Below are 22,115 nucleotides of genomic sequence, written 5' to 3'. Positions count from 1 at the left end.
CACCAGGGACGGGCGGATCGCCTTTTCCGGAAGACGTTGGGCAAGTACGAGCTGTTCTTCCTGGGCTTCGGCTCCATGATCGGCTTCGGGTGGATCACCCTGACCGGCGGTTGGATCCAGGACGCAGGGGTGGGCGGCGCCGTCGCCGCTTTCCTCATCGGCGGGGCGATCATGGCCCTGGTGGGGCTCGTCTACGCAGAGCTGGCAGCTGCCATGCCCTTCGCGGGCGGGGAGCACAACTACCTTCTGCGCGGCATGGGCCCCAGGCTGGCGCTGCTGGGCTCGTGGGGCATCATCGGCGGCTACGTGACCGTCTCGATGTTCCAGTCGGTGGCCGTGCCGCGTTCGGCCACCTACCTGTTCCCGATCTGGCGCAGATTCCGATGTACACGATCGCTGGCACCGAGGTGTACCTGACGTGGGCGCTGCTGGGCGCCGGGACCTCTGTGCTGCTGACGTTCCTCAACATTCAGGGCATCCGCCAGTCGAGGCCTGCTGCAGTCCTCAGCGGTCATATTCCTGCTGGTCGTCGCCGTCGTCATGCTCTTCGCGTCCTTCTTCGGCGGAGAGCCCGAGTACATCGAACCCATGTTCACCGGCGGCGGGTGGCATCATCGCGGTGCTCGTGGTGGTTCCCTTCCTGTTCGTTGGCTTCGACGTGATTCCTCAGTCCGCGGAGGAGGCGAACCTGGCACCCCGGAAGATGGGCCAGCTGATCGTCGTCTCTGTGGTGGCCGCCACCGTCTTCTACATCGTCATCGTCAGCACCACTGCGCTGGGCGCGCCCGCAGACGAGCTCGGACGCTTCGACCTCGCCACGGGCGACGCCATGGCGTACATGCTCGGACACGAATTCTGGGGCCAGCTGGTCATCGCCGGCGGGCTCGCTTACGTCATCACGTCTTGGAACGCATTCCTCGTCGGAGCTTCGCGCCTGCTGTGGGCGCTGTCCAACGGGGATGGTGCTAAGCCTGGTTCGGCCGCATGCACCCGAAGCACGGAACGCCTGTCAATGCGCTGCTCTTCCTCGGCGGGCTGACCACCATCGCCCCGTTCTTCGGCCTGGCCATGCTGGACTGGGCGGTCGACGCCACCGGACCGGCCGTCGTCATCACCTTCCTGATGGTCTCCATCACCTTCGTCATTCTGCGTCGCCGCGAGCCGAGCATGGACCGTCCCCTGAGGGTCGGCGGTCGGAAGCTGGGAATGGCCGTCGGCGTCGTCGCCGTGATCTCCACTGCAGTGATGCTGGCTCTCTACCTGCCCGGCCTTCCGGCGTTCCTGACGCTCGAGCCGTGGATCATCTTCCTGGCATGGTGGACCCTGGGCATCATTTTCGCCCTGCGGCTGCCGGGCGGCATCAAGGAGGTGCCGATGCGGAGCGCTTACTCCTGGAGGCACTGGACAAGCGTCAGGCCGAACGCGGCAGCTGATCGGCGCCGGGGCGTCTCCGGCGTCCTCAGCCAAAGCGGCCACGGCCGCGACCGCTGCCTGCAGCGCGAGCTCGAGCCCTTCGCGGGGCGCTCTGCCGTCTCCGTCACGGAGCGGATCAGTGCGTAGCCGTCGGTGCCCGGCGGGCGCCACAGAGGCAGAGGGCTCGATTCGTCCAAGGCGGAGCCCAGAACGATGGCGTCGAGCATGGCTGCCGCTGCGGGCCACCGGTCAGCCGGAACGCCTCCGTCGCGAAGAATCCCGAAGAGGTCCTCGTAGATCTGCAGGGTGGCGTCGTCGTCCACCGGCGCGCGCACAAACAGGGGAATCGAACCGGGAACCGATGCTGACGCGTCCCTGAACTCTCGTATCCACGCTGCCAGGCGCTCCTGCCAGGGGCGGGAGCGGTCGGCGAGAGATCCAGGTCGATGGCCGAATAGAGCTCCCTGCGCATCAGCGCGATGATCTCCTGGCGCCCTCCTGGGACGTGGTGGTAAAGGGATGAGGGTTCACCCCCAGAGCCTTTGCGATACCCGGAATGGTGAAGTCCTGCTCACGTTCGGTCATCGTCAGCGCCGCGCGTGCGATCTTGCGTGCGGAGAGGATGTTCTGACGGGGACGCGGCATGGTCCGATCCTTTCATGCAGGCCGGAATGCCCTGCCGCGTCCCCGGCGTCTCAGCTCATCAGTAGACGATCACGCTGCGTCCGGCGGCCCCGGCGCGCATCAGGGAGAACGCCTCATTGACGTCCTCGAGAGCGAAGCGACGCGTGATCAGCCGATCGATCGGCAGTAAGCCGCTGAGGTACAGCTGCGCCAGCAGCGGAAGTCTCGGGCCGGCACCGTGCTGCCATAGTTGGAGCCGATCAGCGTCTTTCCCTGCTCGGCCAGTGCGAGCGCATCGATCGACACCGGAGCGTCCTCAGGTGGGAGCCCGACGATCACCGCTTTTCCGCCGCGGCGAACGCAGTCAGGCATGATGCCGATGGTCTCCGGTAGGCCGATCGCTTCGAAGGCGTAGTCGACGCCGTGGCCCGTGATCTCCCGCACCGTGTCCGGCAGGTCACCATTCGACAGCACAGTGTGGGTGGCCCCGAACTCCTCCGCCAGCGCGAGGGCCTCCGGATTGATGTCGGCTGCGATGATCTTGCCCGCGCCCGCGGCGACCAGGCTCATGATGAGCGAGAGCCCCACGCCGCCCGCCCCGATCACCAGTGCTGAGCGTCCTGCCTGCACGCCCGCGTCGTTGACCACTGCGCCGAACCCTGTGACCACGGAGCAGCCGATGAGCGCGGCGACGTCGAACGGCACCTCACGGCTGATCGGGACCAGAGCGTGACGGGGACGACGGCGTACTCCGCCATGGAGCCCACGGCGAGGTAGGGAAGGCCTCTCGGTCATCCTTGCGCAGGGGGTGCTTCCGTCGGGGAGTAAGCAGCCCTCACTGGAGGCGTTGTCGCACACCCATGTGCGGCCCTCGGCGCAGGAGCTGCAGCGAAGGCACGGCTGAAACCACGTGATGATCACGTGGTCGCCCTCTTCGAGGTCGGTGACCCCCTCACCCATGCTTTCGACCGTGCCGGCCCCTCGTGCCCCAGGACGGTGGGCGAGGGCATGCTCCACTCCCCGTCCAGGACGTGCCGGTCGGAGCCGCACACCCCGGAGGCGCCCAGCCGCACCCGGACGAGGCCCGGACCCGGCTCAGCGACCTCCACGGTGTCCACGGTCAGCTCGCGGGCCGCGGGGAGGGGTGGAACGCTGCTCGTGCGCTGATCATGAGGCGCTCACTTTCGGTGCGGCCTCTTTCGAGGTTCCTCGGCCGTAGAGGACTTTGCTGAGGACGAGGTAGGAGATGGCCGCGATGAGCACGGTGGGAATGGAGGCAGTCACGTAGGAGAAGGCCGCGTTCGTCTCGAGGCTCACCGGGTCGTAGAGGAAGACGTACAGGACGGCGCCGACGGCGACGCTGGCCAGTCCGGCGATGTTGACCCCGCCCTTGTACGCGTAGAGGGTTCCCTGCTGCCCGAGGTGCAGCTCACGCAGGTTCATGCGCTGTCTGCGCAGAATGAAGTAGTCGGCCAGCGCAACGCCGCACACTGCGGTGAGGAACGCTCCGGAGTAGGTGACGAACAGCATGAACTGCTCGTACATGAACTGCGGGAAGAACGTCATGATCGCGGGGAGTATGAAGAAGAGCGCGCTGAGGCCCTTCCACGGCACCTTCGCCAGTGCCTGCCCGGATGACTGTCGGATCGCGAGAACTGTGGAGTAGACGATCGATGACATCGAGGTGATGTTCGCGAAGGCGATGAAGGCCAGGATCCCGATGCCGAGCAGGGGTCCGCCGAAGGGCACCATCCACACGGTCGGGTCGGACTCGCCCAGGGTCAGTGCCGCGGCGAGGCCGACGGTCTGGGCCAGCACGGTGGCGAGGAACAGTCCGAGGAATGAGGGCCAGAGGGCGGCTCGTCGGCTCTTGGCCATGCGGGCGAGGGAGCCCATGATGGGAACCAGGAGACCCCGACGCCGATGTTGAACTCCACGGCGATCATGAAGTTCAGCGTGTCGTCCTCGAACGGCGCGATGGGTGCAGCTGAGTTGAGCGCGTCCCATGACGTGTTCATGACGAGGAAGATCATCATGCTTAAGCGACGATGAGCGCCAGACCGGGGGCGACGATGGCGTTGAGACGCCCGATGGTGATGGGGCCGCGGGAGAGGATGAACCAGGCCAGGCCGATGGCGACCAGCGCTCCCACGGTGACGAGCGGGCCGTATTGGGAGAGCTCCGCCCCGTCACCTCCCCGGTGATCTGGCTGGCGGCACGGTAAGCCATCACGGCCAGGAGTGAGGACCAGCCCATCTCGGTGATCAGCACGATGGTGAAGACGAGGACGCCGACGCCCACGACTCCGAACGCCCCGCGCAGCATCGTGTACTGTTCCGAGCCGTAGCGCTGGGAGGCGGCGGTGGCCGCCAGGACCATGAAGGACAGGCCGATCGCGTTGCCGATGATCATGGCGAGCACGCCGTCGCGGAATCCGACCATCAGTGCGGTGGAGCCTCCGACGATGAACGCCCAGGTGGCGATGGCGAGGGAGGTGTTGACCCACGTGAAGTCGGCGAATGACCACACGCGCTCCTTCTTCAGGAGGGGAAGGTGCCGAACCTGTGCTCTTCGCTGAGGAGGCGGTCTGTCTCTGTGCTCGAAGCCTTGGCGCTCATGCGAGGACTCCCAGGGCGACGGCGCAGATTCCGGCGCAGACGAGAAGGTACACGGCGATGTCGACGGGAGTGAGCGCCCTGTGCGCTGCGTCGTCGGCTTCGTCGCTTTCGATGATCTGGATGCGACGCTCGAGCTCTTCGGCGACGACGGGCTCCATTCCCTTCTGCAGGAGCGTGTCGACGAATGGATTCGCCTGCGGGGCCGCTTCGGCACGCGGTTCGCTCATGGTGTGTTCCCCTTCGCTAGTGACAGCCCCGGAGGTGCCCGGAGCACGCATGGTCCCTGCCTCAGAAACCAAATGCGATTTGGTTAAGAGTGTCGTGTGCGTCACACATGCCTGTCAATAGCGGACTGCGCATTTAATGAACTGTTTACATTTTCGCCCGCCCGGACAGCCCCGATGCCGCTCTCAGAGCCAGCGGCGGTGCAGGTGGGCCCGACGGTCCTGCCGGTACCAGGGGCCCTCAGGGCCTGCTTCTGAGGGTGCTTAAGCACGTCAACGATCAGCAGGTCAGGCTCGGCTGCGGCGGCCGCCAGAGGATGCCCGCTGATGTCGAGCACGACGCTGCCGCCGTCGAACGTGAGCCCGTCCTCGGTGCCGCAGTGGTTCGCATACGCCAGTGCCACGCGGCTTTCGAGGGCGCGGGCGGAAGCAGGATGTCCTGCACGGTAGGCTCCTGCGCCAGCGCGGTGGGAACGAGGAGCAGGTCGGCGCTCTGCGCGGCCGCGGCTCGGACCATTTCGGGAACTCCACGTCGTAGCAGACGAGCAGACCGAGTCTGCGGCCCAGGTGCTCCACCACGGCAGGGGCTCCTCGCCTGCGACGAAGGAGGCCTTCTCCTCGGGTCCGAACAGCTGCACCTTCTGGTAGCGCGCGAGCACCGCCCCGTCGTCTGCGATCAGCAGGGCAGTGATGCCCCGCTCCTCGGGGCTCTCCCGCCCGGGCAGGCTCGCGACGATGCTGATGCTGTGCTCCCGGGCGATGCGGCGCAGGGCATCCTCCGCTGCGTGCACGGGCTCCTGGCCGAGTTCGGCACGGATACGGGCTGGTGCGTAGCCGGTGACGAACAGCTCCGGCGTCACCAGCAGCTCGGCGCCTAGCCTGCTTCGCGTCGGCTGCCGCGCGCTGCACGGCCGAGAGGTTGGCGTCGATGCTCAGGGGCTCGGCTTGGGCTTGCAGGACGGCGATGCGTGTCATTGGGGGTTCGGCTCCTTCAGCTCAGGCGGATCGGAGCCAGGTGCGACCACATGTCGCCCGGGCCCGGGTTGTCGGGATGGCTTGCGCCGCCGAGGTGGTGCACCACGCCCCACACGGCATTCAGTGCTGTGGTCACCGCCCCTTCGGCCCAGTAGGCGGTGAATGAGATGTCGTCGCTTACCAGGAACAGGCCGCGCTGGTGCTCCGGGAACCCATCCTGGACGAAGTGCCCGAACAGCAGCTCCTGGTAGCGGTAGTGGCCGGGCAGGTTGTTCTTGAACGCCCCCATGAAGTTGGGGTCGGCCTCCCACGAGACGGTGAGCGGCTCACCGATGATGTGCGCCCCGATGTCGATGGTCGGGTAGATCTTGTGCAGAGAGTGGAGCATGAGGCGCGTGCGCTCCGATGCGTCGAGCGCCAGCCACTTCAGCGCGTCGTCGTTCCACGTGTAGGAGAGCAGGATCGATGCGGGGCCCTCGTCTCCGCCCTCGTCCAGGAGGTAGGTGGCGCGGGGAGCCGGTCGGTCAGCGTCATCGACATCACCGGCTGGCCCGTCTCAGGGTCGGTGTCCCGCCAGAAGGGACGGTCCACCAGCACGAACGTCTTGGAGGAGAGCATGTAGTGGCTCTTCTCGATGGCGCGCCACATCGACGGGGTGAAGAGCGCCTCGTCGGTGTCGATCCGTGAGGACAGCAGCCATGACTGGCACGTGACCACCGCGGCCGCGAACTCTCTGGTTCTGCCCCACTTCTCGGTGATGCTGATGCCGCGGCGGAAGGTCGGCACGCTGGCCGCGGTGGATTCCTGTCACTGCGCCTCGGGGCGCGCCGCCGTGCAGGCTGGCGAGTGAGGTCCCCTTCGGCCAGTGCACGAGGTCCTCAGGCGTGTGGTGCCAGAGCTCGACGGGGAGGCGCTGTGCGCCGCCGACGATGCTGCGGTGGTTGTCGTCGGCGTCGGTGAACACCACGCGCAGGACTTCCAGAATGGAGTTGGTGAAGTCGGTGTCCCAGCCTCCGGTGCCGAATCCCACCTGCCCGAACGTTTCGAGGTGCTCGTGGCTCAGTTGCCGAAAGGCGTCGGATCCGGCCAGGAATCCGTAGAAGGACTGGTCGTCGAGTCGTTCCACCAGGTCGTTCCAGAGGCGCTTCAGCGTGTCGACGTCTCGAGCGCGGATCGCGTCCTGCACAGCATGGAGCTGAGCGTCCTGCTGCAGGGCGCTCTTCCACCCTTCGGCCATCTCGCGGTAGAACTCCGGGAGATCGTCGGCGGTTCGGGCCCAAATCGGCTCCCCTTGAGGTCGATGACCGTGGAGGGGTCGCGTCCGAGAGCGGGTTCGGGAAGGGGCGGGTCTCCAGGCCCAGCATGTCCACGTAGTGGTAGAAGGCGCGCCCGGATGTGGGGAAGCGCATGCCGCCGAGGTCCGCCGCCACCTGGGGCGGCGTCGAACCTCTCGGTCTTCAGCCGTCCGCCGATGCTGCTTAGCCTCGTAGATGACCGGCTTCAGCCCCATCCTCATCAGTTCGAAGGCGGCCACCAGTCCCGCGGCCCCGCTCCGATCACGGCCACCTCTGTGCCTCGTGCGCTCTCGGGGACGGCGCCGAGCCCGTGCGGATCCTCCAGGTAGTGGTCATAGCTGAAGGAAAGTCCGGGCTGAGCATCGTGAGCGGCTGAGTCGTCAAAGGGGCTCCTCGGGGGCGAAGCGGCGTGCGGTGCGGATGCTCATCACTCTAGCCAGCCGTGCGTGGGTCATGAGTGAAGGCGACGGCTCGGACGGGAGCGCCGTCGCCCTCATAGCGCAGCGGGAAGATGCCCACCTTCACGTACGAGGGAGGTGCTCGAGGCCGCGCAGGTTCTCCACGATGAGCCCGTCCCGTCCGAGCACCACCTCATGGACAGGGAAGGCAGACGTCGGGTCGTCCGTGGGGTCGGGACTGAGCGTGTCCACTCCGAGGACGCGCATGCCGCGGCTCCACAGCTCATCAGCAGCGCGGGGAAGCAGCCACGGATGGTTCAGGGCGCGCGGGCTGCCGAAGTTCGGCGCCCATCCGGTGTCGACCAGGACGATCGACGGCAGACGGTCAGGCACCGAGGACCCGTCGAACTCCAGGTCGTCCAGGCCGTACGGCTCTCCCTCGCCTGCATGGGGTGCCCGCAGCACGGCGGCCTCCCGAACAGCTCGTGCAGGTCCACGTCGGCCATCGTGGGGCCGCCCGCAACGGTGTGCGCTGGGGCGTCGACGTGAGTTCCGCTGTGGGAGCCGAGGGTGAGACGGGCGACCTCCACGCCGTCGGTGGGGATCCTCAGCGCGGGTGCGACGGCGACGGCGGGGTCTCCCGGGTACGTCATCATGGAGTCACGGATCGGATGGCTCAGATCATGGAGAATCTCTGTGCCTATGCTGCCGCTCCTGCTCGTCGCTCAGGCATCGTGGGCTGAGAGGTGCTCGTGAACGGCGAGCAGTCTGCCGTCCTGCAGCGCGAAGACGATGGTCTCGCGCTCACGGTAGGACTCTGGGCCCTGTGGGGTCTCGACGGCGGTGTGGACGGTGTGCGAGAAGACCGCGCCCCGGCGAAGGTCTGCACGTGACGGTCAGTCGAGGTGCAGGAGACGACGCGCCAGCCGTCCGCCCTCCAGCTGTTCCAGAGCTGCTCGTAGGCGTCGCGGCTGGGGAGCCGCTGCGGCTCAGGATGGAAGATAAACGTTGCCTCGGGTGCAAAGCCGGCGAAGTAGCGAGGCCCATCGTTGGCGGCGAAGGCATCGACGATGCGTTCCGCCGCGGCCTCGACGTCGGTGACGCTCGGCTCAGCCGGGGCGCTCATGCGTTCGGGCCTTCGGGTGAGGAGGCCGCTGCTGCGGGAGCGCTGTGTGGGCCGGTCTTCCCATGGCTGAGACGAGCTCGTAGACGACGTGCGATGCCGCCACCGCGGTCAGCTGCGCGTGGTCATAGGCGGGGAGACCTCGACGACGTCGGCGCCCACGATGTTGAGGTCCGCGAGGCCGCGGATGATCCGCAGCAGCTCGCGGCTGGTCATGCCTCCGGCTTCGGGGTCCCTGTGCCGGGGGCGTGGGCGGGGTCCAGCACGTCGATGTCGATCGAGATGTACACCGGCCTGTCCCCGAGTCGAGCCCGCAGCCGCTCCAGGGCCGCGTGGACCCCGTGCTCCTCGATGAACTCGGTGGTGGTGATCTCGAAGCCGAGCGTGGCGTCGTCCTCCAGGTCCCCTTGCCGTACAGGGGCCCGCGGATGCCCAGGTGCGCACTGGCGGTGAGGTCGATGAACCCGTCCTCACTGGCGCGGCGGAACGGGGTGCCGTGGGTGATGGGGGCGCCGAAGTAGGTGTCCCAGGTGTCCAGGTGGGCGTCCGCGTGCAGCACGGCGATGGGCCCGTGCTTCTCGTACATCGCTTTCAGCAGCGGGTAGGCGACGGTGTGGTCCCCGCCGATCATGACGAAGCGTCCCGCGCGCTGCAGCAGGTCCGCTGCGCCCTGGTAGACCTGCTGAATCGCCTCGTCGAGGTCGAAGGGTTGGCCACGATGTCGCCGGCGTCCGCGACCTGCTGCACGGCGAAGGGGAGACGTCCTGGGCTGGGTTGTAGGGGCGCAGGAGCCGGGAGGCCTCCCGCACGTGGCTGGGCCCGAACCGAGCCCCTGGACGGTAGCTCACCCCGGAGTCGAACGGGATGCCGGCGACGGCGACGTCGGCGGTGCCCACCTGGTCCAGGGAGGGCAGGAGCGCGTAGGTGGCCTGGCCTGCGTAGCGAGGCGTCGCGCTGCTGTCGCGGGGTCCTGTCGGCGTGGTGCCGGAGGGTGTCTGTGTCATCGGGTGCTGCTCTCCATCAGGGTCTGTCGGTGGGGGCGGGTGGGGGTGGTCATCGGCTGGGAGTAGTCCTCCTTATGGGTCCTGACATGCATCCAGGTCTCCATGTGGTGGACCTCGGGCAGTGAGCGCAGCTGCTCCAATCGTCCCGCGATCTCCGCGGGGTCGGAAGAGTTCAGCGTCGCAATGAGGTCGAACCGGCCGAGGGATTCGGCGGCGAACTCGACCTCCGGCATCTGCACGGCCGCGGCCACCGCGTCGTGGTCCTCTCCCGTGAGGCACAGGCCCACTCCCACCTTCACGCGGCCGCTCTGGGGCGTGTGGGGATCTGCGCGCTGATCCGCAGCAGACCCGCCTCCTGCATGCGCCGGACCCGGCTTCTGACGGAGGTGGGGAGAGGTGGACCGTCGCGGCGAGGTCGTTGAAGCTCATCCTGCCGTCGGTGCGCAGCAGCTCGATGAGCGCGGTGTCCGTCGCATCGAGTCTCCCGTCCCCGGAGGGTGGGTGCTGAAGGCGCTCTTGACCACGTGGTGGTAGAGGGTCACGGCTGCCGTGCGGACGCTGGGGTGCGATCGGACTCTGCGCAGCGCGCTGTGCAGCGCCTCCACGGTGGGCGCCCTGACTTCGAGGACGAGGTCGTGGGTGCTTGCGACCGCAGAGACCAGGGAATGTCCTCCTGGTCCATGAGGTGCCCGATCGCGTCCTCCGCGTTCGGCGCGCACCGCAGCGCGACGTGCGCCAGCACGTGGTGGCCGGTGGCGCCGTGCGCCGCGGTGGCCACGATGCGGATCTGCCCAGTCTGCAGCAGCCGTCGGACGGTGCTGGAGACAAGGTTGCGCGGGGCTCCCAGCTCTGTCGCAAGCTCGTTGTAGGTGGCCCGGCCGTTGTGCTGCAGGGCGTGGATGAGCTGTTCCGGGAGCCCTCGCGCATCGTCAGCGAGACGCTTCCAGAGATTCGCCGGTGTCGGCTCGCTTGGCACGCCTGTTCCAGGAGAGCGCGAGGTAGAGCACCGCGGAGAGGACGAAGGCGGGGATCGCGGATCCGACGGCCGGGGGCACCCAGATGTAGCCCAGGATGTAGGTGGCTGCGGCCCCGATGACCCACACGACGATGGCCGCCCAGTTGACCCCGCCGGAGAACCAGTAGGCGCCGTCGCGCGCCTTGAGGATGTCACGGCCGTAGCTGGCGCGGCGGATGATGAAGTAGTCGACGAGCATGATGGCGAACACCGGGATGAAGAACGCGCCGATCAGGGCGAGGAAGTCCGCGAACGCGTCCAGCAGCGCCATCCAGGTGGCGCCGATGATGCTGATCAGGCCCAGTCCCAGTGCGGTGGGGAGGAAGCGCAGCCGCAGGTGGCGCCCGGTGTGGGAGGTGACGGCGGAGGTGGTCATGCCGTAGACGACCATCGTGTTCGTGGCCATCACGGAGAGGAAGATGACCAGGGCCACGACGGTGCCGAAGCTGTCGACGAACGGCGTCGGGTCAAACTCTGCTGCGCCCTGGCCGCGGGCCAGGAAGTAGGAGATGCCGGTGAGGCCCATGAGCATGGCCAGAGTCGTCGAGGCGGTGTATCCGAGGCCGGCGCCGACGGCTCCTGCGCGCGGCGAGCGGGCGAATCGGTTCAGGTCTGCGGAGAGGACGGTCCACGAGATGGCCGTGTAGATGACGATGTCCAGGACCACGACCCCGTCGAGGCCGAGTGCCGGGTCCGTGGGCAGGTTCTGGAAATCTGCTGGGCTGAATGCGGAGAAGGCGGTGTAGAAGACGAAGCCCATCAGGCCCAGGATCAGCGCGGCCAGCCACGGCTCGATCTTGGCGATGCCCTGGTGGCCGAAGATGGCGAGGGCGACGACGATGGTCTGGCAGATCACTGACCAGAGGATGGGGTTCGAGGCGGCGCCCGTGTAGGTGGAGATGAGGTGGTCGACGGTGATGCTTACCAGCATGGCCTGCACCCAGGACCAGCCCATGAGGATGATGATGTTGGCCGCCACCGGAAGCATGGATCCGCGCAGTCCGAAGGGCGCACGGGTCAGGGCCATGGTGGCCAGCCCGGTGCGGGTGCCGATGGAGCCGATGGTGATGAGCACGACGGCACCCAGCAGCGTGCCGACGAGGATGCCGAGCGCAGCGGTGGAGTAGTCCACTCCCGGCACGAAGAGCGTGCCGGTGAGCATGGTGGTGACGACGAGGTTGGCGGCGAGCCAGATCATGAAGATCCGGGCCCCGCTGAGGGTGCCGGGAACGGGCTCTCCGGTCTCGGAGTGCTCGTGCAGGTGAGCGTCGAGTCGACGGTACAGGTTCATGCTCTCAGCCCTTCAGTGTGCGAGTGATATGCATGAACTTAGGGCCAGCGCTTACCAGTTCAATCCCCATCCGGCGAAGAGTGACGGATCATCTGCGCATCTGCACGGTAGATCGGCGTTCTGTGCACCGTAATGCTGTCACGATCCGCATTGACTTCGGATGTGCATCAGCCTGCGGAATTGACTTGCGAATCGAGAATACTTTTAGGTCCGCGCGAATTAGCTCTTTGAGAGAGCCTAATGTTTCGCGAATGTTTCCTGCGGGTGGGCTGCGCCCTCTATCGGCGCACCAGCGCAAGCACTTCGTCGCGGGTGCGCTCCATCGTTTCGGCCGTGCGGGCCTCTCCGTTGAAGCGCAGGTACGGCTCGGTGTTGGAGGGCCGAAGGTTGAACCACCACGTTCCGTCCTCCGCCTGGACACGCAGCCCGTCCATCCGGTCGACCAGCACGTCGCGCGTCTCGAAGGCCGCCTCGACGGTCGCCATGGCGTCCTCTTTGCTCTGGACCTTCGAGTTGATCTCGCCGGAGGCGACGTAGGGGCTGAACTCTCGGCTGAGCTCGCTCAGCGGCAGGCTCTGCTGGCCCAGCGCGGCGAGCATGTGCATCGCCGCGAGCATGCCGGTGTCTGCGTTCCAGAAGTCGCGGAAGTAGTAGTGGGCGGAGTGCTCTCCGCCGAAGACGGCTGCCTCGGATGCCATGACCGCTTTGATGAAGCTGTGGCCCACGCGCGTCTCGACGGCGCGTCCGCCCTCCGCTGCGACGAGCTCCGGCACCGCCTTGAGGTGATGAGGTTGTGCACGATGGTTTACTCCGCCTCACCCGCAGCCTTCGCGCGGGCGATCTCGCGGCGCGCCACCAGGGCGGTCACGGCGGAGGGGGAGACGGGCTGTCCCTTCTCGTCGATGAAGAAGCATCTGTCGGCGTCGCCGTCGAAGGCCAGCCTGATGTCCGCACCGTGCTCCAGCACGGCGGCTTGGAGGTCGCGCAGGTTCTCCGGCTCGAGCGGGTTCGCCGGGTGGTTGGGGAACGTGCCGTCCAGCTCGAAGTACATCGGGACGATCTCCAGCGGGAGGCTGGGGAGGCGTTCGCCGCCGAGCACGATGGGGGTGGTCAGGCCTGCCATGCCGTTGGCTGCGTCGACGACGACCTTCAGCGGGCGGATCGAGGAGAGGTCGACGAGTTCGCGCAGGTACGTCGCATAGTCGGTGAGCATGCTCTCGGCGTCCACGGCGGTGGGCTCTCCGAGTGAGGGATCTCCCTGTTGTCCAGGTAGGCCTGCGAGATCACGCGGATGTCTTCGAGGCCGGTGTCGGCGCTGATGGGCACCGCGCCTACTTTGGCCATCTTCATGCCGTTGTACCCGGCGGGGTTGTGGGAGGCGGTGAACACGACCCCGGGGCGTTGAGCTTCCCGCATGCGAAGTAGAGCATGTCGGTGGAGATCATGCCGAGCTGGGTGACGTTGGCTCCGCGAGCGGTGGCGCCTTCGGTGAAGGCCTCGATGAACTCGGCCGAGGTGGGGCGCATGTCGCCGCCTACGAGCACCTGCTCTCCTGCGAGCTGCAGGGCGTCGACGAATCCGGCGCCGACGGCGCGGACGGATTCGGCGCTGATGGTCTCACCGACGAGACCGCGGACGTCATAGGCCATGAAGGATTCGCTCAGATCGATGCTCACCCGCCCATCCTAGGCGCACCGGCGGGACGGCGAGGTGCCCGCGTAGAATGGCGCGCATGGAGCTTCTGGCGATCGCGATGGTCCTTGGCGTTCTGGTCTTCCTGGGTCTTCGTCTGCTCGCACAGCGACAGGCGCCTAAGGTGGCCGAACGGCTGCAGCAGGAGGTCACCCTCGAATGGCCCGTGAGGCGGCGCTCGCTCTGGACGACGAGCAGCACAAGGCGGTGTACCGGCACATTGCCGCGGGCAATGGGCGCCAGGCGATGGCGTCCTATAAGGAGTTTACCGGGGTGGGGCTGCGCGATTCGGTGGTCGCCATCCACGCGCTGAACCAGTATCCGCAGCCGTCGCCTTCGGAGCTTCGGCTGGATGAGGAGCTCGATGGGGGCGGCTCCTTCGATGAGGAGTACCTCGAGGACTCGATCGATGCGGTGCGTGAGGACACGGACTCCAGCCCGTTCGAGGAGGAGAGGCTTACCGATGAGGGGCCTCTGGCTGAGGCTGATCCGAACACGGGCGAGATCATCGGCCAGAACGAGCAGAATGTCCCGAACATCCCGGGCGCTGATTCGTCGCAGCGGGAGGGCGATGACGTGGATGCCAGGGCCCGCGAGCTGATGCGGGAGTCCGGATTCGACCCGGAGGCGGAGCTGACCATCCCTGACGAGTGGGCGGCGCCCGAGGCTGACGATGAGCTTAAGCAGGCTTCCACCTGGAGGTGCAGAGGGGTGAGGAGAAGATCACCCTGTCCCACGAGGATCTTGAGCCGTGGGTGCATGATCAGCTCTATGCGCTGCTGCGCGATGATCACGTGGATGAGGCGGCTTCCTGCTCGCCTCGAACTCTCCGCTGACCGAGGAGGAGGCCCACCGCTTCCTCGTGGTGTTCAAGGACCAGTCGTAGCCGAGCCGTTCTTTTCGTATGGCGGTGCGGGTGGGATTCGAACCCACGGAGCAGGGTTGCTGCTCAACGGTTTTCAAGACCGTCTCCTTCGGCCGCTCGGACACCGCACCTTGGCGTGAACGCCGACGCACCACTATACGCGACGTATAGACTCATTGCGTTATGAAGATCATCCCGCCGGGCCTCTTCGCAGGCCGCCGCCAGGCTCGCCGCAAAGAGCGCGAGCTCGGAGCCGGGCTGTGGCGCCAGGCGTACGACAGGTTCGAGCGCGGCATCGACCGCTACCACCAGATTCTGGGGGCGTGCAGGACGACGCGGTGCACAACCAGCTCGTCGTCATCGGCGACCAGCTCGCCGACCAGCTGCCCGTGGTCTATGACCTCTGCCGCCGTGCCAACGAACGGTGGCCGGGGAACTCACTCCAGATCCCCGGCGGCTCACGAGATCTCCACGCAGCCCTCTCGCGGGCGGCCAACCACGTGGCAACCACGGCGGAGGCGGAGGCGATGGTGAGGCTGCAGCACTCCGAAGTGGCCTCTGTGCAGCGCCGGGCGGATCAGGTGCTGGACTGTCTCAAAGAGGCCGAAGGCGCCATCGACTGACCGGCATGCTCGAGGCGTCGCCCTAGCCTTGGCGTGCACTGACGGTGCGGTCCCGGAACCAGACCCTGGGGACGAACCACACGTAGAAGATCATCCCCAGCAGCTCCACCAGCGACTGGATGACGATCACCATGGGCACGATCTCCCACCCTTCGGGCAGCGAGAGCGCAAACGGCAGGACGATGAACGAGTTGCGGGTGCCGAGTGAGAAGGCCAGCGTTCGTCCCTGCTGGGCTTAAGCAGCCGGAGAACCGAGGCGATGACCCTCGAGATCAGCAGCGCGGCCACGAGGAACATCCCGCCGCACGAGTCCCACCCACGGCAGCAGGGCCAGATGCTCCTGGACCGGCCCAATGTGCGAAGCAGACACGAACAGGATGACCACTGCCAGCAGCGGCACAGGAACCACCCAGCCCGCTCACGCACCTGACCCAAAGACTCAATGCGTGAGGACCCGGCTTCCGTGAGGATCGCGGCCGCCAGGGGAGGGCGAGGACCATCACCGCAGGCCACACGGCCCGGATGTCGAAGACCCCGCCCAGGTCGAAGTCCGTCATGAGGAGCAGATACAGCGGCAGCAGGCCCAGCTGAAGGAACAGCGCCACCGGGGTCAGAGCGGAGGCGCGCACGGCATCGCCGCGCCCCAAACTGCTGAAGGTGATGAACCAGTCGGTGCACGGCACCAGCAGCACCAGAAGCAGTCCAAGGGTCAGCGCGTCCTGGGACGGGACCAGGGAGACGATCCCGAACACTGCCGCGGGGATGATGATGAAGTTGCCCGCCAGGGCAGCGAGGAGGAACCAGGTGTCCTGCAGCGCCCTGGGCACATCGGCGAGGTTCATCTGAGTGAAGGTGGTATAGAGCAGCAGCGCCAAGGCGGGCCACAGCAGCGCGTCGAGCCGTTGGCTGCCCTCCGGCCAGGCCATCCCCATGCCCGCGCCGAGGAGAAGGCCTGCGAGGTATATCCAGACCTGATGCTGCTCCAGGTAGTCGCGCGATACGCGTGCTATCACGCGGTTCAGGCCCTGCTGATTTCGCGACGGTTCCACCCCAGAAAGCCGACCGCGATCCCGGCTGCGCCGATGCCGGTCAGCCAGAGCACCGGCGGCCACGCGATCTCCTCCACCGGGTACTCAGCCAGGTGCCCGAAGAGGTTCAGGCTCTCCACGAACTCAGGCAGCTCCAGGAGGCCGCCGAAGGTCGACATGAAGCCGGCGAACCCGACGACGACCCAGCCCGCAGGGACGGCAAAGCGCGGGGCCCACCCGAAGAGTGCGATCACGATGCCGATCACAGCCAGCACTGCAGGGGCCTGCGCCAAGGAGCCCACAAGAATCTGACCGAAGTGTCTGCCGCCGTCCTCTTCGAGTGAGGCGAAAGCACTGATTCCCATGGCGACGCCGACCAGCGCCAGGATGAGCAGAAGGCCGGTCAGCAGCACCGCAACGTGCGCGCCGAGCCAGGCGCTGCGGCTCAGGGGCGCTGACATGAGGTATTCGGCACGGCCGCTGGCCTCCTCGCCTCTGACCAGCTGGAGGCCGCCGACCCCAGCGGCGGCGACGAACACCCCATGAAAACGGCCATGTAGGCCAGGTAGCCCAGCATGATGTCATCGCCTGCGAAGATCTGTGCCATCTCCGCTTACAGGTCGTCGGCGGTGTCGAGCATGGTCTGGGCGAATCCGCCGTACATCAGGCCGGTGATCACCAGTGCGATCGCCCACCCGCGCAGGGTGCCGCGCAGAGTGCGTGCAGCGATCCCTGCCGGGGTGCCCAAGGCGGCCGACGCTTCGGGTCGGCCCGGTCGGGTGTGCATGAGACTCGCCCCGAGGTCACGCCTCGTGGAGAGCCAGAACCCCAAGGACATGAGCGCCACCGCGAACCCGACGGGCAGCGCGAGCGGCCACCACTGATCCTCAACATAGGGAGCGCTCTGCTGGGCCCATCCCAGCGGCGAGAACCACGAGAGGACGCTGCCGCCCACCTCGACGGCATCCCCTCCCATGCGGATCAGATAGGCGAGTCCCAGCAGACCTCCGGCCATCGCCGAGGCGCCGCGGGAGGACTCGCTGAGCTGCGCACTGACGGCTGCCGCCCCCGCGAAGAAGAGCCCCACGGCCAGGCCGCCCGCAGCCACGAGGGCAGATCCTTCCAGGGAGTAGCCCGCTGTGAGCGCGGCGACCAAGACGAAGCTTAGCGGCGATGATGTTCGCGGCCGTGACCAGGACCAGAGTGGCGGTGAGTATGGCATGGCGGCCCACCGCGTTGGACCGCACCAGTTCGGCTCGTCCGCTCTGCTCCTCGGCGCGGGTGTGGCGCACCACGGTGAAGACGCTCATGAGTGCGGTGAGGATGTAGATGAACAGCACGTACCCGGCGGCGAAGAACCGCTCATGCGTGGGGGCGTCCATGCCGAAGGCGGGGCCGGTCATCATCCGCCCCACCGGGTCGGTGAACATGGTGGTCAGGTTCGCCAGCTCCTGATCGGTCTCTGCGACGATCTGGATCGCGTGGGCCACGTAGAAGCCCATCAGCGCAATGCCGAGGACCCATGCTGGGGTGTAGACCCGGTTGCGGCGCAGCATGAGCCGCAGCAGCGTGCCGGTGCTTACCAGCGTCGATCTGCGCGCGCCCGGGCTCGCCGTTCGTGCGGAGTCGTGACCCAGGGCGGTGCTCATTCCTGCTCTGTCCCTCAGGGTCGGCGTCCCCGTAGTAGCGCATCAGCAGCTGCTCCAGCGTCGGGGGATGAGCCACCAGGAGCGGACACCCAGGGCGGTGACCTGCTGCATCACAGCATCGATCCGGTCCCCGTCCACCTCAAAGATGGTGCGCTCGCCACCACGAAAGTGGTGGACGCCGGGAGTCTCGGCCAGCGCGCCGGCTGGGCTTCGCCGTCTCGACTTCGATGGTGGTGCGGGTCATGTGCCGCAGCCCGGAGAGGGTGCCGGACTCGACGATGCGTCCGGCGCGGATGATCGATATGCGGTCGGAAAGGGCTTCCACCTGGGCGAGGATGTGGCTGGAGAGCAGAACTGATCGTCCCTGTGTCACGGCCTCCTTGATGACTTCCTGGAACGTATGCTCCATCAGCGGATCCAGGCCTGAGGTCGGCTCGTCGAGCATCAGCAGATCCACGTCGGTCGCCAGCGCTGAGATCAGTGCGACCTTCTGCCTGTTGCCTTTGGAGTAGGTTCGGGTCTTCTTCCGCGGATTCAGGTCGAAGCGCTCGATCAGCTCGTCCCGCCGCTGCGTGGTGTGCTTGGACCCGGCTGATCGGCTGCGCAGGCGAAGGAACATGTCGATCACTTCTCCGCCGGTCAGGTTGGGCCAGAGCTCGACGTCTCCCGGCACATAGGCCAGGCGCCGGTGGAGCTCGCTGGCGTCCCTCCACGGGTCGCGGCCGAACAGGGTGACGGTGCCGGAGTCCGGCCGCAGCAGCCCGAGCAGCACGCGCATGGTGGTGGACTTGCCGGAGCCGTTGGGACCGAGGAAGCCGTGGATCTCACCCGGTTCGATGTCGAGGTTCACGCGATCCAGCGCGCGGAGCGAGCCGAACTTTTGACGAGGTCCCGGGTATGGATGACCGGCGAAATGTGTCCCAACGCGGTGTCCTCCTTAGGGTGCTGCTCCGTGGGGAGAGAGCGATCCTGTTCGATGGCCAGGTACTGCTGCATGAGGGCGGCGGCACTTCCCGCCTCGGGCTCATGCGCCAGGCCCTGTTCCATGCCCGGCGCCATGGACAAAGCGTACGGAACCGGCGGAAGCAGGGGAGCGTCCGGGTCCGTGTGAATGTCGACGACGACGGGCCGATCAGCAGCGAAGGCCTGCCGATATGCTCCTTCAAGCTCGGCCGTCGATCGGACGGTGATGCCCAGCAGGCCGTTGAGCTCTGCGAATGCCGCATAGTCGAAGCGGGGAGGCTCTGGCTCTGTGGGAACCGCGGCTCATTCTCCTTCTCCCGCTGCTCCCAGCTGACCTCGGCGAGGTCGCTGTTGTTCAGGACGGTCACCACAAAGCGAGGGTTCGCCCACTGGTGCCACCGTCGCCCGAGGGTGATGAGCTCATTGATGCCCAGCATCTGCATGGCACCATCCCCGCTGAGGGCCGCCACCGGCTGCTGCGGGAAGGCCTCCTTGGCTGCGATGCCGTAGGGGATCGAGCAGCCCATGCTGGCCAGAGTGCTCGACAGGTGCGCGGTGCCTGCCCGCGGCACGGTCATCTGCCGCACGTACCAGTACACGCTGCTCCCGACGTCGAGAGCCAGGAGAGCATCCTCCGGCAGGTGGGCGCTCAGGGTGCGTGCTGCTGCCTCCGGGTTGACGGCCCTCATCCTCACCTCCGCGCGCCGCTCGGCGGTGAGCGCTTCCTCCTGGACCAGACGGTGGACGGTGTCACGCCACTCATCGGCGCCCTGCGGCTCCACCAGAGCGGTCAGGCGCTCCACGGCGGCCCTCGCATCGGCGACGACGCCCACATCGACGGGGTAGTGGTTGCCCACCTTGGCCGGATCGTTGTCGATCTGGACGGTGACGCACGAGCCGGGGACCGGGTAGTACTCCGTCCAGGGGTCGTTCGATCCGATGATCACCAGGGTGTCGCAGGACAGGAGCACCTGCGCGCTCGCCGTGGTGCCGAGGTGGCCCATGGTTCCGGCCGCCAGCGGGTGCGACTCGTCCACGTAGGGCTTGCCCAGCAGGCTGGTGGTGACGCCGGCGCCCACTTTCTCCGCCAGCTCCAGGACCTGGGGTCCGCAGGCGCGGGCGCCCTGGCCGACGAGGAAGGCGATCCGGCTGCCTGCACGGAGGACCTCGGCTGCGCGTTCGAGGTCCGATTCCTCGGGCCACGCGCGGCGGCTGCCAGGCGGGGGTGGTCTGGACGTAGCCGTGCTCGTGCGGGATCTCGGGGCAGGTCCGGACTGCACGTCCTGAGGGATGATCACCACCGCAGGGCCTGAGGAGCTGAGGGCCTCCCTGAATGCTTTGTCCAGGGCCAGTGGGAGCTGTTCGGGGTGGAGACCTGCAGGGTGAACCCGGAGACGTCTTGGAAGAGCGTGTGGAGATCGACTTCCTGCTGATCACCCGAGCCGAGTGTGGTGGTGGGCTGCTGCCCGATGATCGCCACGACGGGGACGCTGTCGAGCTTGGCGTCGTAGAGGCCGGTGAGGAGGTGCAGCGCCCCTGGTCCCTGCGTGGCGGTGACGACGCCGGGGAGTCCGGAGTATTTGGCGTAGCCGACAGCCATGAAGGCTGCGGACTCCTCGTGCCGGGCCTGTATGAATTCGAGGGGCTGCTGGTGGTGCTGGGAGCGTCGGATGGCGCCGACCAGAGCGTTGTTGCCGTCCCCGGGGTAGCCGAAGACGTGGTCCACGCCCCACTGCTGCACTCGTGAGACGACGAAATCGGCGCCGTTGGGCTGCTGCTCGGTCATTTGTCTCTCCTCCTGACCGCGCGTGGGGCAGTGGCTGCTCGGCGCGTGATCTCAGTACCGCACGGGTTTCCGTGACGTTGGTTCCGACATTACGGCCGATCAGCGGCGATGCCTAGGTCTTGAGGGGGATCAGACGGGTTCCGGAGCGGTCTGGTCGGGCGCGTTCTTCGCTGGGTGGGGTAGCCGTCGCTGACCATGTTGAAGGCGTCCTGAATGAGGCCGGGGAGGTCTTCGTCAGGCAGCCCGCGGAGGGACCAGATCGCGAGCGATGCGCTGACTGCCGAGATGGCGGCGGCGGCGACCAGGGATGGATAGAGGTCGGTGTTCGCATCAGTTCCGGTGCACTCACCGAGGCGGTAGGAGAGTTGTCCGATCATCTCCACCTCCCGCTCGACACGGAATTTCCGAAGACTTGGATTCTTCAGCTCCAGAGCAGTTACCTGGGCGGCTTGTCGCAGCTGGGTCGGGTTTTCGCGAGCGTAGTCGTACATGAGCTCGCAGAGCGTCTGAAGTGGTGGGCCCTCGGGGCGGCGGGACGAGAAGTCATCGAGTACTTGGTCCACGCCCAGGTTGAACGCGCCGAGCACGGCTTCTTCCTTTGACGCAAAGTAGTTGGAGAAGGTCCGGGGTGAGACGAAGGCTTCACGGGCGATGTCGTCGATGGTGACATCATCGAGGCCTTTTTCCTCGGTGAGCTGCAGTGCGGCGTCAGCGATCGTCTTGCGTGTCATCTGCTTCTTCATCTCGCGCAGACCTAAGCGCCCCATATCCATGCAGGAGATTATACCGCGTGACTGTGCTGCTCAACCCTTTTCCCGTTCAGCAAGATTCTTCTTGTGGGTGACGCGAAGATGCGGAATCGGCGCATTTGCGAGCCTGCAACAGCGGTGGGGTCAAGTGGTGCGATCCCGGTGAGCTCAAGCTGCCTGAGATCTGACCACAGAACTGGCAACTATGCACACTATGAAACTGGGCCTAACATGCAAACTTGCAGACCATGCAAACAGATGTCAGAATTCTTTTGGATCTTGATCACGCATGGATGCAGGAATCTCGCTCCGCCGCCCTACCACTTACCTTGATGTAAAGGAATGCCTCATGATGCGCGCATACTCACTTTTCGCAACCCTCCAGTCCATGGTTTCTGAGCGCGTGGACAGCCGTAAGGACCGCGGCGCCACCGCCGTGGAGTACGGCCTGCTCGTCGGCCTGATCGCAGCGATCATCATTGGAGCAGTTGTCCTCCTCGGTGGGACGCTCGATGGAATCTTCACAGATGTAGAGACAACCCTGGACTCAGAAGTCAACCCAGGAGGATAAGGCCATTTCGGAACCGCTAGGCGGTGAGTTGCCGGTGGGCCCGCATCAGGGTCCACCGGCAACTGGCGTACGGTCACCCCACTGATAACCCAGCCCCGTGAAGAGGACCCAAATGAGAACACGCGAGCGTGACCGTGGGGCTTCGGCGGTGGAGTTCGCGTTGGTTGCTCCGGTCCTTGTCGCCCTCCTTCTGGGGATCACCGCGTTCG

24 protein-coding genes, 1 tRNA gene and 7 pseudogenes are annotated in these 22,115 nt (G+C 66.6%); 4 read left to right on the top strand and 28 right to left on the bottom strand.

The window, feature by feature from the left end; translation table 11 throughout:
* Positions 1-75 precede the first annotated feature (75 nt).
* Positions 76-1,433: pseudogene (locus K0H76_RS15285) on the top strand (APC family permease).
* On the opposite strand, the gene K0H76_RS15280 reads toward K0H76_RS15285, so the two are convergent.
* The 19 genes and pseudogenes from K0H76_RS15280 to K0H76_RS15190 form a co-directional block, all read right to left on the bottom strand.
* Complete coding sequence (locus K0H76_RS15280) at positions 1,386-1,748, bottom strand: hypothetical protein (protein WP_258933521.1); 363 nt, start codon at positions 1,746-1,748, stop codon at positions 1,386-1,388. The pseudogene K0H76_RS15285 and the gene K0H76_RS15280 overlap by 48 nt on opposite strands.
* Positions 1,749-1,884: 136 nt before the next feature.
* A complete protein-coding gene (locus tag K0H76_RS15275; RefSeq protein ID WP_258933520.1) occupies positions 1,885-2,058 on the bottom strand; it encodes a hypothetical protein in 174 nt (57 codons plus the stop codon).
* A gap of 147 nt (positions 2,059-2,205) precedes the next feature.
* Complete coding sequence (locus K0H76_RS15270) at positions 2,206-2,607, bottom strand: zinc-binding dehydrogenase (RefSeq protein WP_258935436.1); 402 nt, start codon at positions 2,605-2,607, stop codon at positions 2,206-2,208.
* 321 nt (positions 2,608-2,928) lie between these two features.
* Positions 2,929-3,089, bottom strand: a pseudogene (locus K0H76_RS15265) (alcohol dehydrogenase catalytic domain-containing protein); the annotation flags it as partial.
* Positions 3,090-3,204: 115 nt separating this feature from the next.
* Complete coding sequence (locus K0H76_RS15260; RefSeq protein ID WP_258933519.1) at positions 3,205-4,566, bottom strand: cytosine permease; 1,362 nt, start codon at positions 4,564-4,566, stop codon at positions 3,205-3,207.
* An 85-nt stretch (positions 4,567-4,651) separates the two neighbouring features.
* Positions 4,652-4,882: a hypothetical protein gene (locus K0H76_RS15255; protein WP_258933518.1), complete on the bottom strand. Its 231-nt coding sequence runs from the start codon at positions 4,880-4,882 to the stop codon at positions 4,652-4,654.
* A 101-nt stretch (positions 4,883-4,983) separates the two neighbouring features.
* The gene (locus K0H76_RS15250; RefSeq protein ID WP_258933517.1) at positions 4,984-5,739 is read right to left on the bottom strand and encodes a nitrilase; all 756 of its coding nucleotides are present in this window, start codon (positions 5,737-5,739) and stop codon (positions 4,984-4,986) included.
* Positions 5,740-5,870: 131 nt separating this feature from the next.
* The gene (locus K0H76_RS15245; RefSeq protein WP_258935435.1) at positions 5,871-6,314 is read right to left on the bottom strand and encodes an FAD-dependent oxidoreductase; all 444 of its coding nucleotides are present in this window, start codon (positions 6,312-6,314) and stop codon (positions 5,871-5,873) included.
* Positions 6,281-6,472: a hypothetical protein gene (locus K0H76_RS15240; protein ID WP_258935503.1), complete on the bottom strand. Its 192-nt coding sequence runs from the start codon at positions 6,470-6,472 to the stop codon at positions 6,281-6,283. Before K0H76_RS15240 ends, K0H76_RS15245 begins: the two co-directional genes overlap by 34 nt.
* Positions 6,473-6,571, bottom strand: a pseudogene (locus K0H76_RS15235) (hypothetical protein); the annotation flags it as partial.
* A 1,099-nt stretch (positions 6,572-7,670) separates the two neighbouring features.
* Positions 7,671-8,200, bottom strand: a pseudogene (locus K0H76_RS15230) (cyclase family protein).
* A 47-nt stretch (positions 8,201-8,247) separates the two neighbouring features.
* A complete protein-coding gene (locus K0H76_RS15225; RefSeq protein WP_258933516.1) occupies positions 8,248-8,673 on the bottom strand; it encodes a nuclear transport factor 2 family protein in 426 nt (141 codons plus the stop codon).
* A pseudogene (gene speB, locus K0H76_RS15220) lies at positions 8,657-9,674 on the bottom strand (agmatinase). Before speB ends, K0H76_RS15225 begins: the two are co-directional and overlap by 17 nt.
* Positions 9,671-9,961, bottom strand: a complete 291-nt coding sequence (locus K0H76_RS15215) for an Lrp/AsnC family transcriptional regulator (RefSeq protein ID WP_258933515.1) — start codon at positions 9,959-9,961, stop codon at positions 9,671-9,673. The pseudogene speB and the gene K0H76_RS15215 overlap by 4 nt, the downstream one beginning before the upstream one ends.
* A 251-nt stretch (positions 9,962-10,212) precedes the next feature.
* Positions 10,213-10,650 (bottom strand): Lrp/AsnC family transcriptional regulator, encoded by a 438-nt coding sequence (locus K0H76_RS15210; RefSeq protein ID WP_258933514.1) that lies wholly within the window; start codon positions 10,648-10,650, stop codon positions 10,213-10,215.
* Positions 10,604-11,980, bottom strand: coding sequence for a cytosine permease (locus tag K0H76_RS15205; protein ID WP_258933513.1), 1,377 nt, complete (start codon positions 11,978-11,980; stop codon positions 10,604-10,606). The genes K0H76_RS15210 and K0H76_RS15205 overlap by 47 nt, the downstream gene beginning before the upstream one ends.
* A gap of 278 nt (positions 11,981-12,258) precedes the next feature.
* Positions 12,259-13,629, bottom strand: a pseudogene (locus K0H76_RS15200) (phosphomannomutase/phosphoglucomutase).
* A gap of 297 nt (positions 13,630-13,926) precedes the next feature.
* Positions 13,927-14,466 (bottom strand): hypothetical protein, encoded by a 540-nt coding sequence (locus K0H76_RS15195; RefSeq protein ID WP_258933512.1) that lies wholly within the window; start codon positions 14,464-14,466, stop codon positions 13,927-13,929.
* A gap of 111 nt (positions 14,467-14,577) precedes the next feature.
* A tRNA-Ser gene (locus tag K0H76_RS15190) sits at positions 14,578-14,668 on the bottom strand.
* A gap of 207 nt (positions 14,669-14,875) precedes the next feature.
* Between K0H76_RS15190 and K0H76_RS15185 the strand changes: the two genes are divergently transcribed.
* Entirely contained in the window at positions 14,876-15,160 is a 285-nt protein-coding gene (locus K0H76_RS15185; protein WP_258933511.1) for a hypothetical protein, read from the top strand.
* A gap of 272 nt (positions 15,161-15,432) precedes the next feature.
* Here K0H76_RS15185 and K0H76_RS15180 read toward each other — a convergent pair whose 3' ends face one another.
* The 9 genes from K0H76_RS15180 to K0H76_RS15140 all read right to left on the bottom strand — a co-directional run bounded on the left by K0H76_RS15180 (position 15,433) and on the right by K0H76_RS15140 (position 21,317).
* Positions 15,433-16,173, bottom strand: a complete 741-nt coding sequence (locus K0H76_RS15180) for a hypothetical protein (RefSeq protein ID WP_258933510.1) — start codon at positions 16,171-16,173, stop codon at positions 15,433-15,435.
* 5 nt (positions 16,174-16,178) lie between these two features.
* Complete coding sequence (locus K0H76_RS15175) at positions 16,179-16,649, bottom strand: hypothetical protein (protein ID WP_258933509.1); 471 nt, start codon at positions 16,647-16,649, stop codon at positions 16,179-16,181.
* The gene (locus K0H76_RS15170) at positions 16,634-16,795 is read right to left on the bottom strand and encodes a hypothetical protein (protein WP_258933508.1); all 162 of its coding nucleotides are present in this window, start codon (positions 16,793-16,795) and stop codon (positions 16,634-16,636) included. Before K0H76_RS15170 ends, K0H76_RS15175 begins: the two co-directional genes overlap by 16 nt.
* A 6-nt stretch (positions 16,796-16,801) precedes the next feature.
* Complete coding sequence (locus K0H76_RS15165) at positions 16,802-17,035, bottom strand: hypothetical protein (RefSeq protein WP_258933507.1); 234 nt, start codon at positions 17,033-17,035, stop codon at positions 16,802-16,804.
* A gap of 40 nt (positions 17,036-17,075) precedes the next feature.
* Entirely contained in the window at positions 17,076-17,837 is a 762-nt protein-coding gene (locus tag K0H76_RS15160; protein ID WP_258933506.1) for a hypothetical protein, read from the bottom strand.
* A 139-nt stretch (positions 17,838-17,976) separates the two neighbouring features.
* Positions 17,977-18,687 (bottom strand): ABC transporter ATP-binding protein, encoded by a 711-nt coding sequence (locus K0H76_RS15155; RefSeq protein WP_258933505.1) that lies wholly within the window; start codon positions 18,685-18,687, stop codon positions 17,977-17,979.
* On the bottom strand, positions 18,662-20,101 hold the full coding sequence (locus K0H76_RS15150) for a thiamine pyrophosphate-dependent enzyme (protein WP_258933504.1): 1,440 nt from the start codon (positions 20,099-20,101) through the stop codon (positions 18,662-18,664). The genes K0H76_RS15155 and K0H76_RS15150 overlap by 26 nt, the downstream gene beginning before the upstream one ends.
* Positions 20,095-20,586 (bottom strand): thiamine pyrophosphate-binding protein, encoded by a 492-nt coding sequence (locus tag K0H76_RS15145; RefSeq protein WP_258933503.1) that lies wholly within the window; start codon positions 20,584-20,586, stop codon positions 20,095-20,097. Before K0H76_RS15145 ends, K0H76_RS15150 begins: the two co-directional genes overlap by 7 nt.
* Before the next feature lie 89 nt (positions 20,587-20,675).
* The gene (locus K0H76_RS15140) at positions 20,676-21,317 is read right to left on the bottom strand and encodes a TetR/AcrR family transcriptional regulator (protein WP_258933502.1); all 642 of its coding nucleotides are present in this window, start codon (positions 21,315-21,317) and stop codon (positions 20,676-20,678) included.
* A gap of 307 nt (positions 21,318-21,624) precedes the next feature.
* Between K0H76_RS15140 and K0H76_RS15135 the strand changes: the two genes are divergently transcribed.
* Both K0H76_RS15135 and K0H76_RS15130 read left to right on the top strand, forming a co-directional pair.
* Positions 21,625-21,906, top strand: coding sequence for a Flp family type IVb pilin (locus tag K0H76_RS15135; RefSeq protein WP_258933501.1), 282 nt, complete (start codon positions 21,625-21,627; stop codon positions 21,904-21,906).
* Positions 21,907-22,018: 112 nt separating this feature from the next.
* Positions 22,019-22,111: pseudogene (locus tag K0H76_RS15130) on the top strand (pilus assembly protein); the annotation flags it as partial.
* Positions 22,112-22,115: the final 4 nt, after the last annotated feature.

The sequence above is a fragment of the Nesterenkonia pannonica genome (assembly GCF_019575955.1).
Taxonomy (GTDB): domain Bacteria; phylum Actinomycetota; class Actinomycetes; order Actinomycetales; family Micrococcaceae; genus Nesterenkonia; species Nesterenkonia pannonica.
This window is presented reverse-complemented; position numbering and strand designations above follow the sequence as displayed.

Coding starts and splice junctions, on each gene's coding strand:
- K0H76_RS15275 (WP_258933520.1), bottom strand. CDS start 2,058: ATGCCGCGTCCCCGTCAGAACATCCTCTCCGCACGCAAGATCGCACGC.
- K0H76_RS15270 (WP_258935436.1), bottom strand. CDS start 2,607: ATGAGCCTGGTCGCCGCGGGCGCGGGCAAGATCATCGCAGCCGACATC.
- K0H76_RS15255 (WP_258933518.1), bottom strand. CDS start 4,882: ATGAGCGAACCGCGTGCCGAAGCGGCCCCGCAGGCGAATCCATTCGTC.
- K0H76_RS15240 (WP_258935503.1), bottom strand. CDS start 6,472: ATGCTCTCCTCCAAGACGTTCGTGCTGGTGGACCGTCCCTTCTGGCGG.
- K0H76_RS15225 (WP_258933516.1), bottom strand. CDS start 8,673: ATGAGCGCCCCGGCTGAGCCGAGCGTCACCGACGTCGAGGCCGCGGCG.
- K0H76_RS15205 (WP_258933513.1), bottom strand. CDS start 11,980: ATGAACCTGTACCGTCGACTCGACGCTCACCTGCACGAGCACTCCGAG.
- K0H76_RS15175 (WP_258933509.1), bottom strand. CDS start 16,649: ATGTCAGCGCCCCTGAGCCGCAGCGCCTGGCTCGGCGCGCACGTTGCG.
- K0H76_RS15170 (WP_258933508.1), bottom strand. CDS start 16,795: ATGGCACAGATCTTCGCAGGCGATGACATCATGCTGGGCTACCTGGCC.
- K0H76_RS15160 (WP_258933506.1), bottom strand. CDS start 17,837: ATGAGCACCGCCCTGGGTCACGACTCCGCACGAACGGCGAGCCCGGGC.
- K0H76_RS15145 (WP_258933503.1), bottom strand. CDS start 20,586: ATGACCGAGCAGCAGCCCAACGGCGCCGATTTCGTCGTCTCACGAGTG.
- K0H76_RS15140 (WP_258933502.1), bottom strand. CDS start 21,317: ATGACACGCAAGACGATCGCTGACGCCGCACTGCAGCTCACCGAGGAA.
- K0H76_RS15135 (WP_258933501.1), top strand. CDS start 21,625: ATGGATGCAGGAATCTCGCTCCGCCGCCCTACCACTTACCTTGATGTA.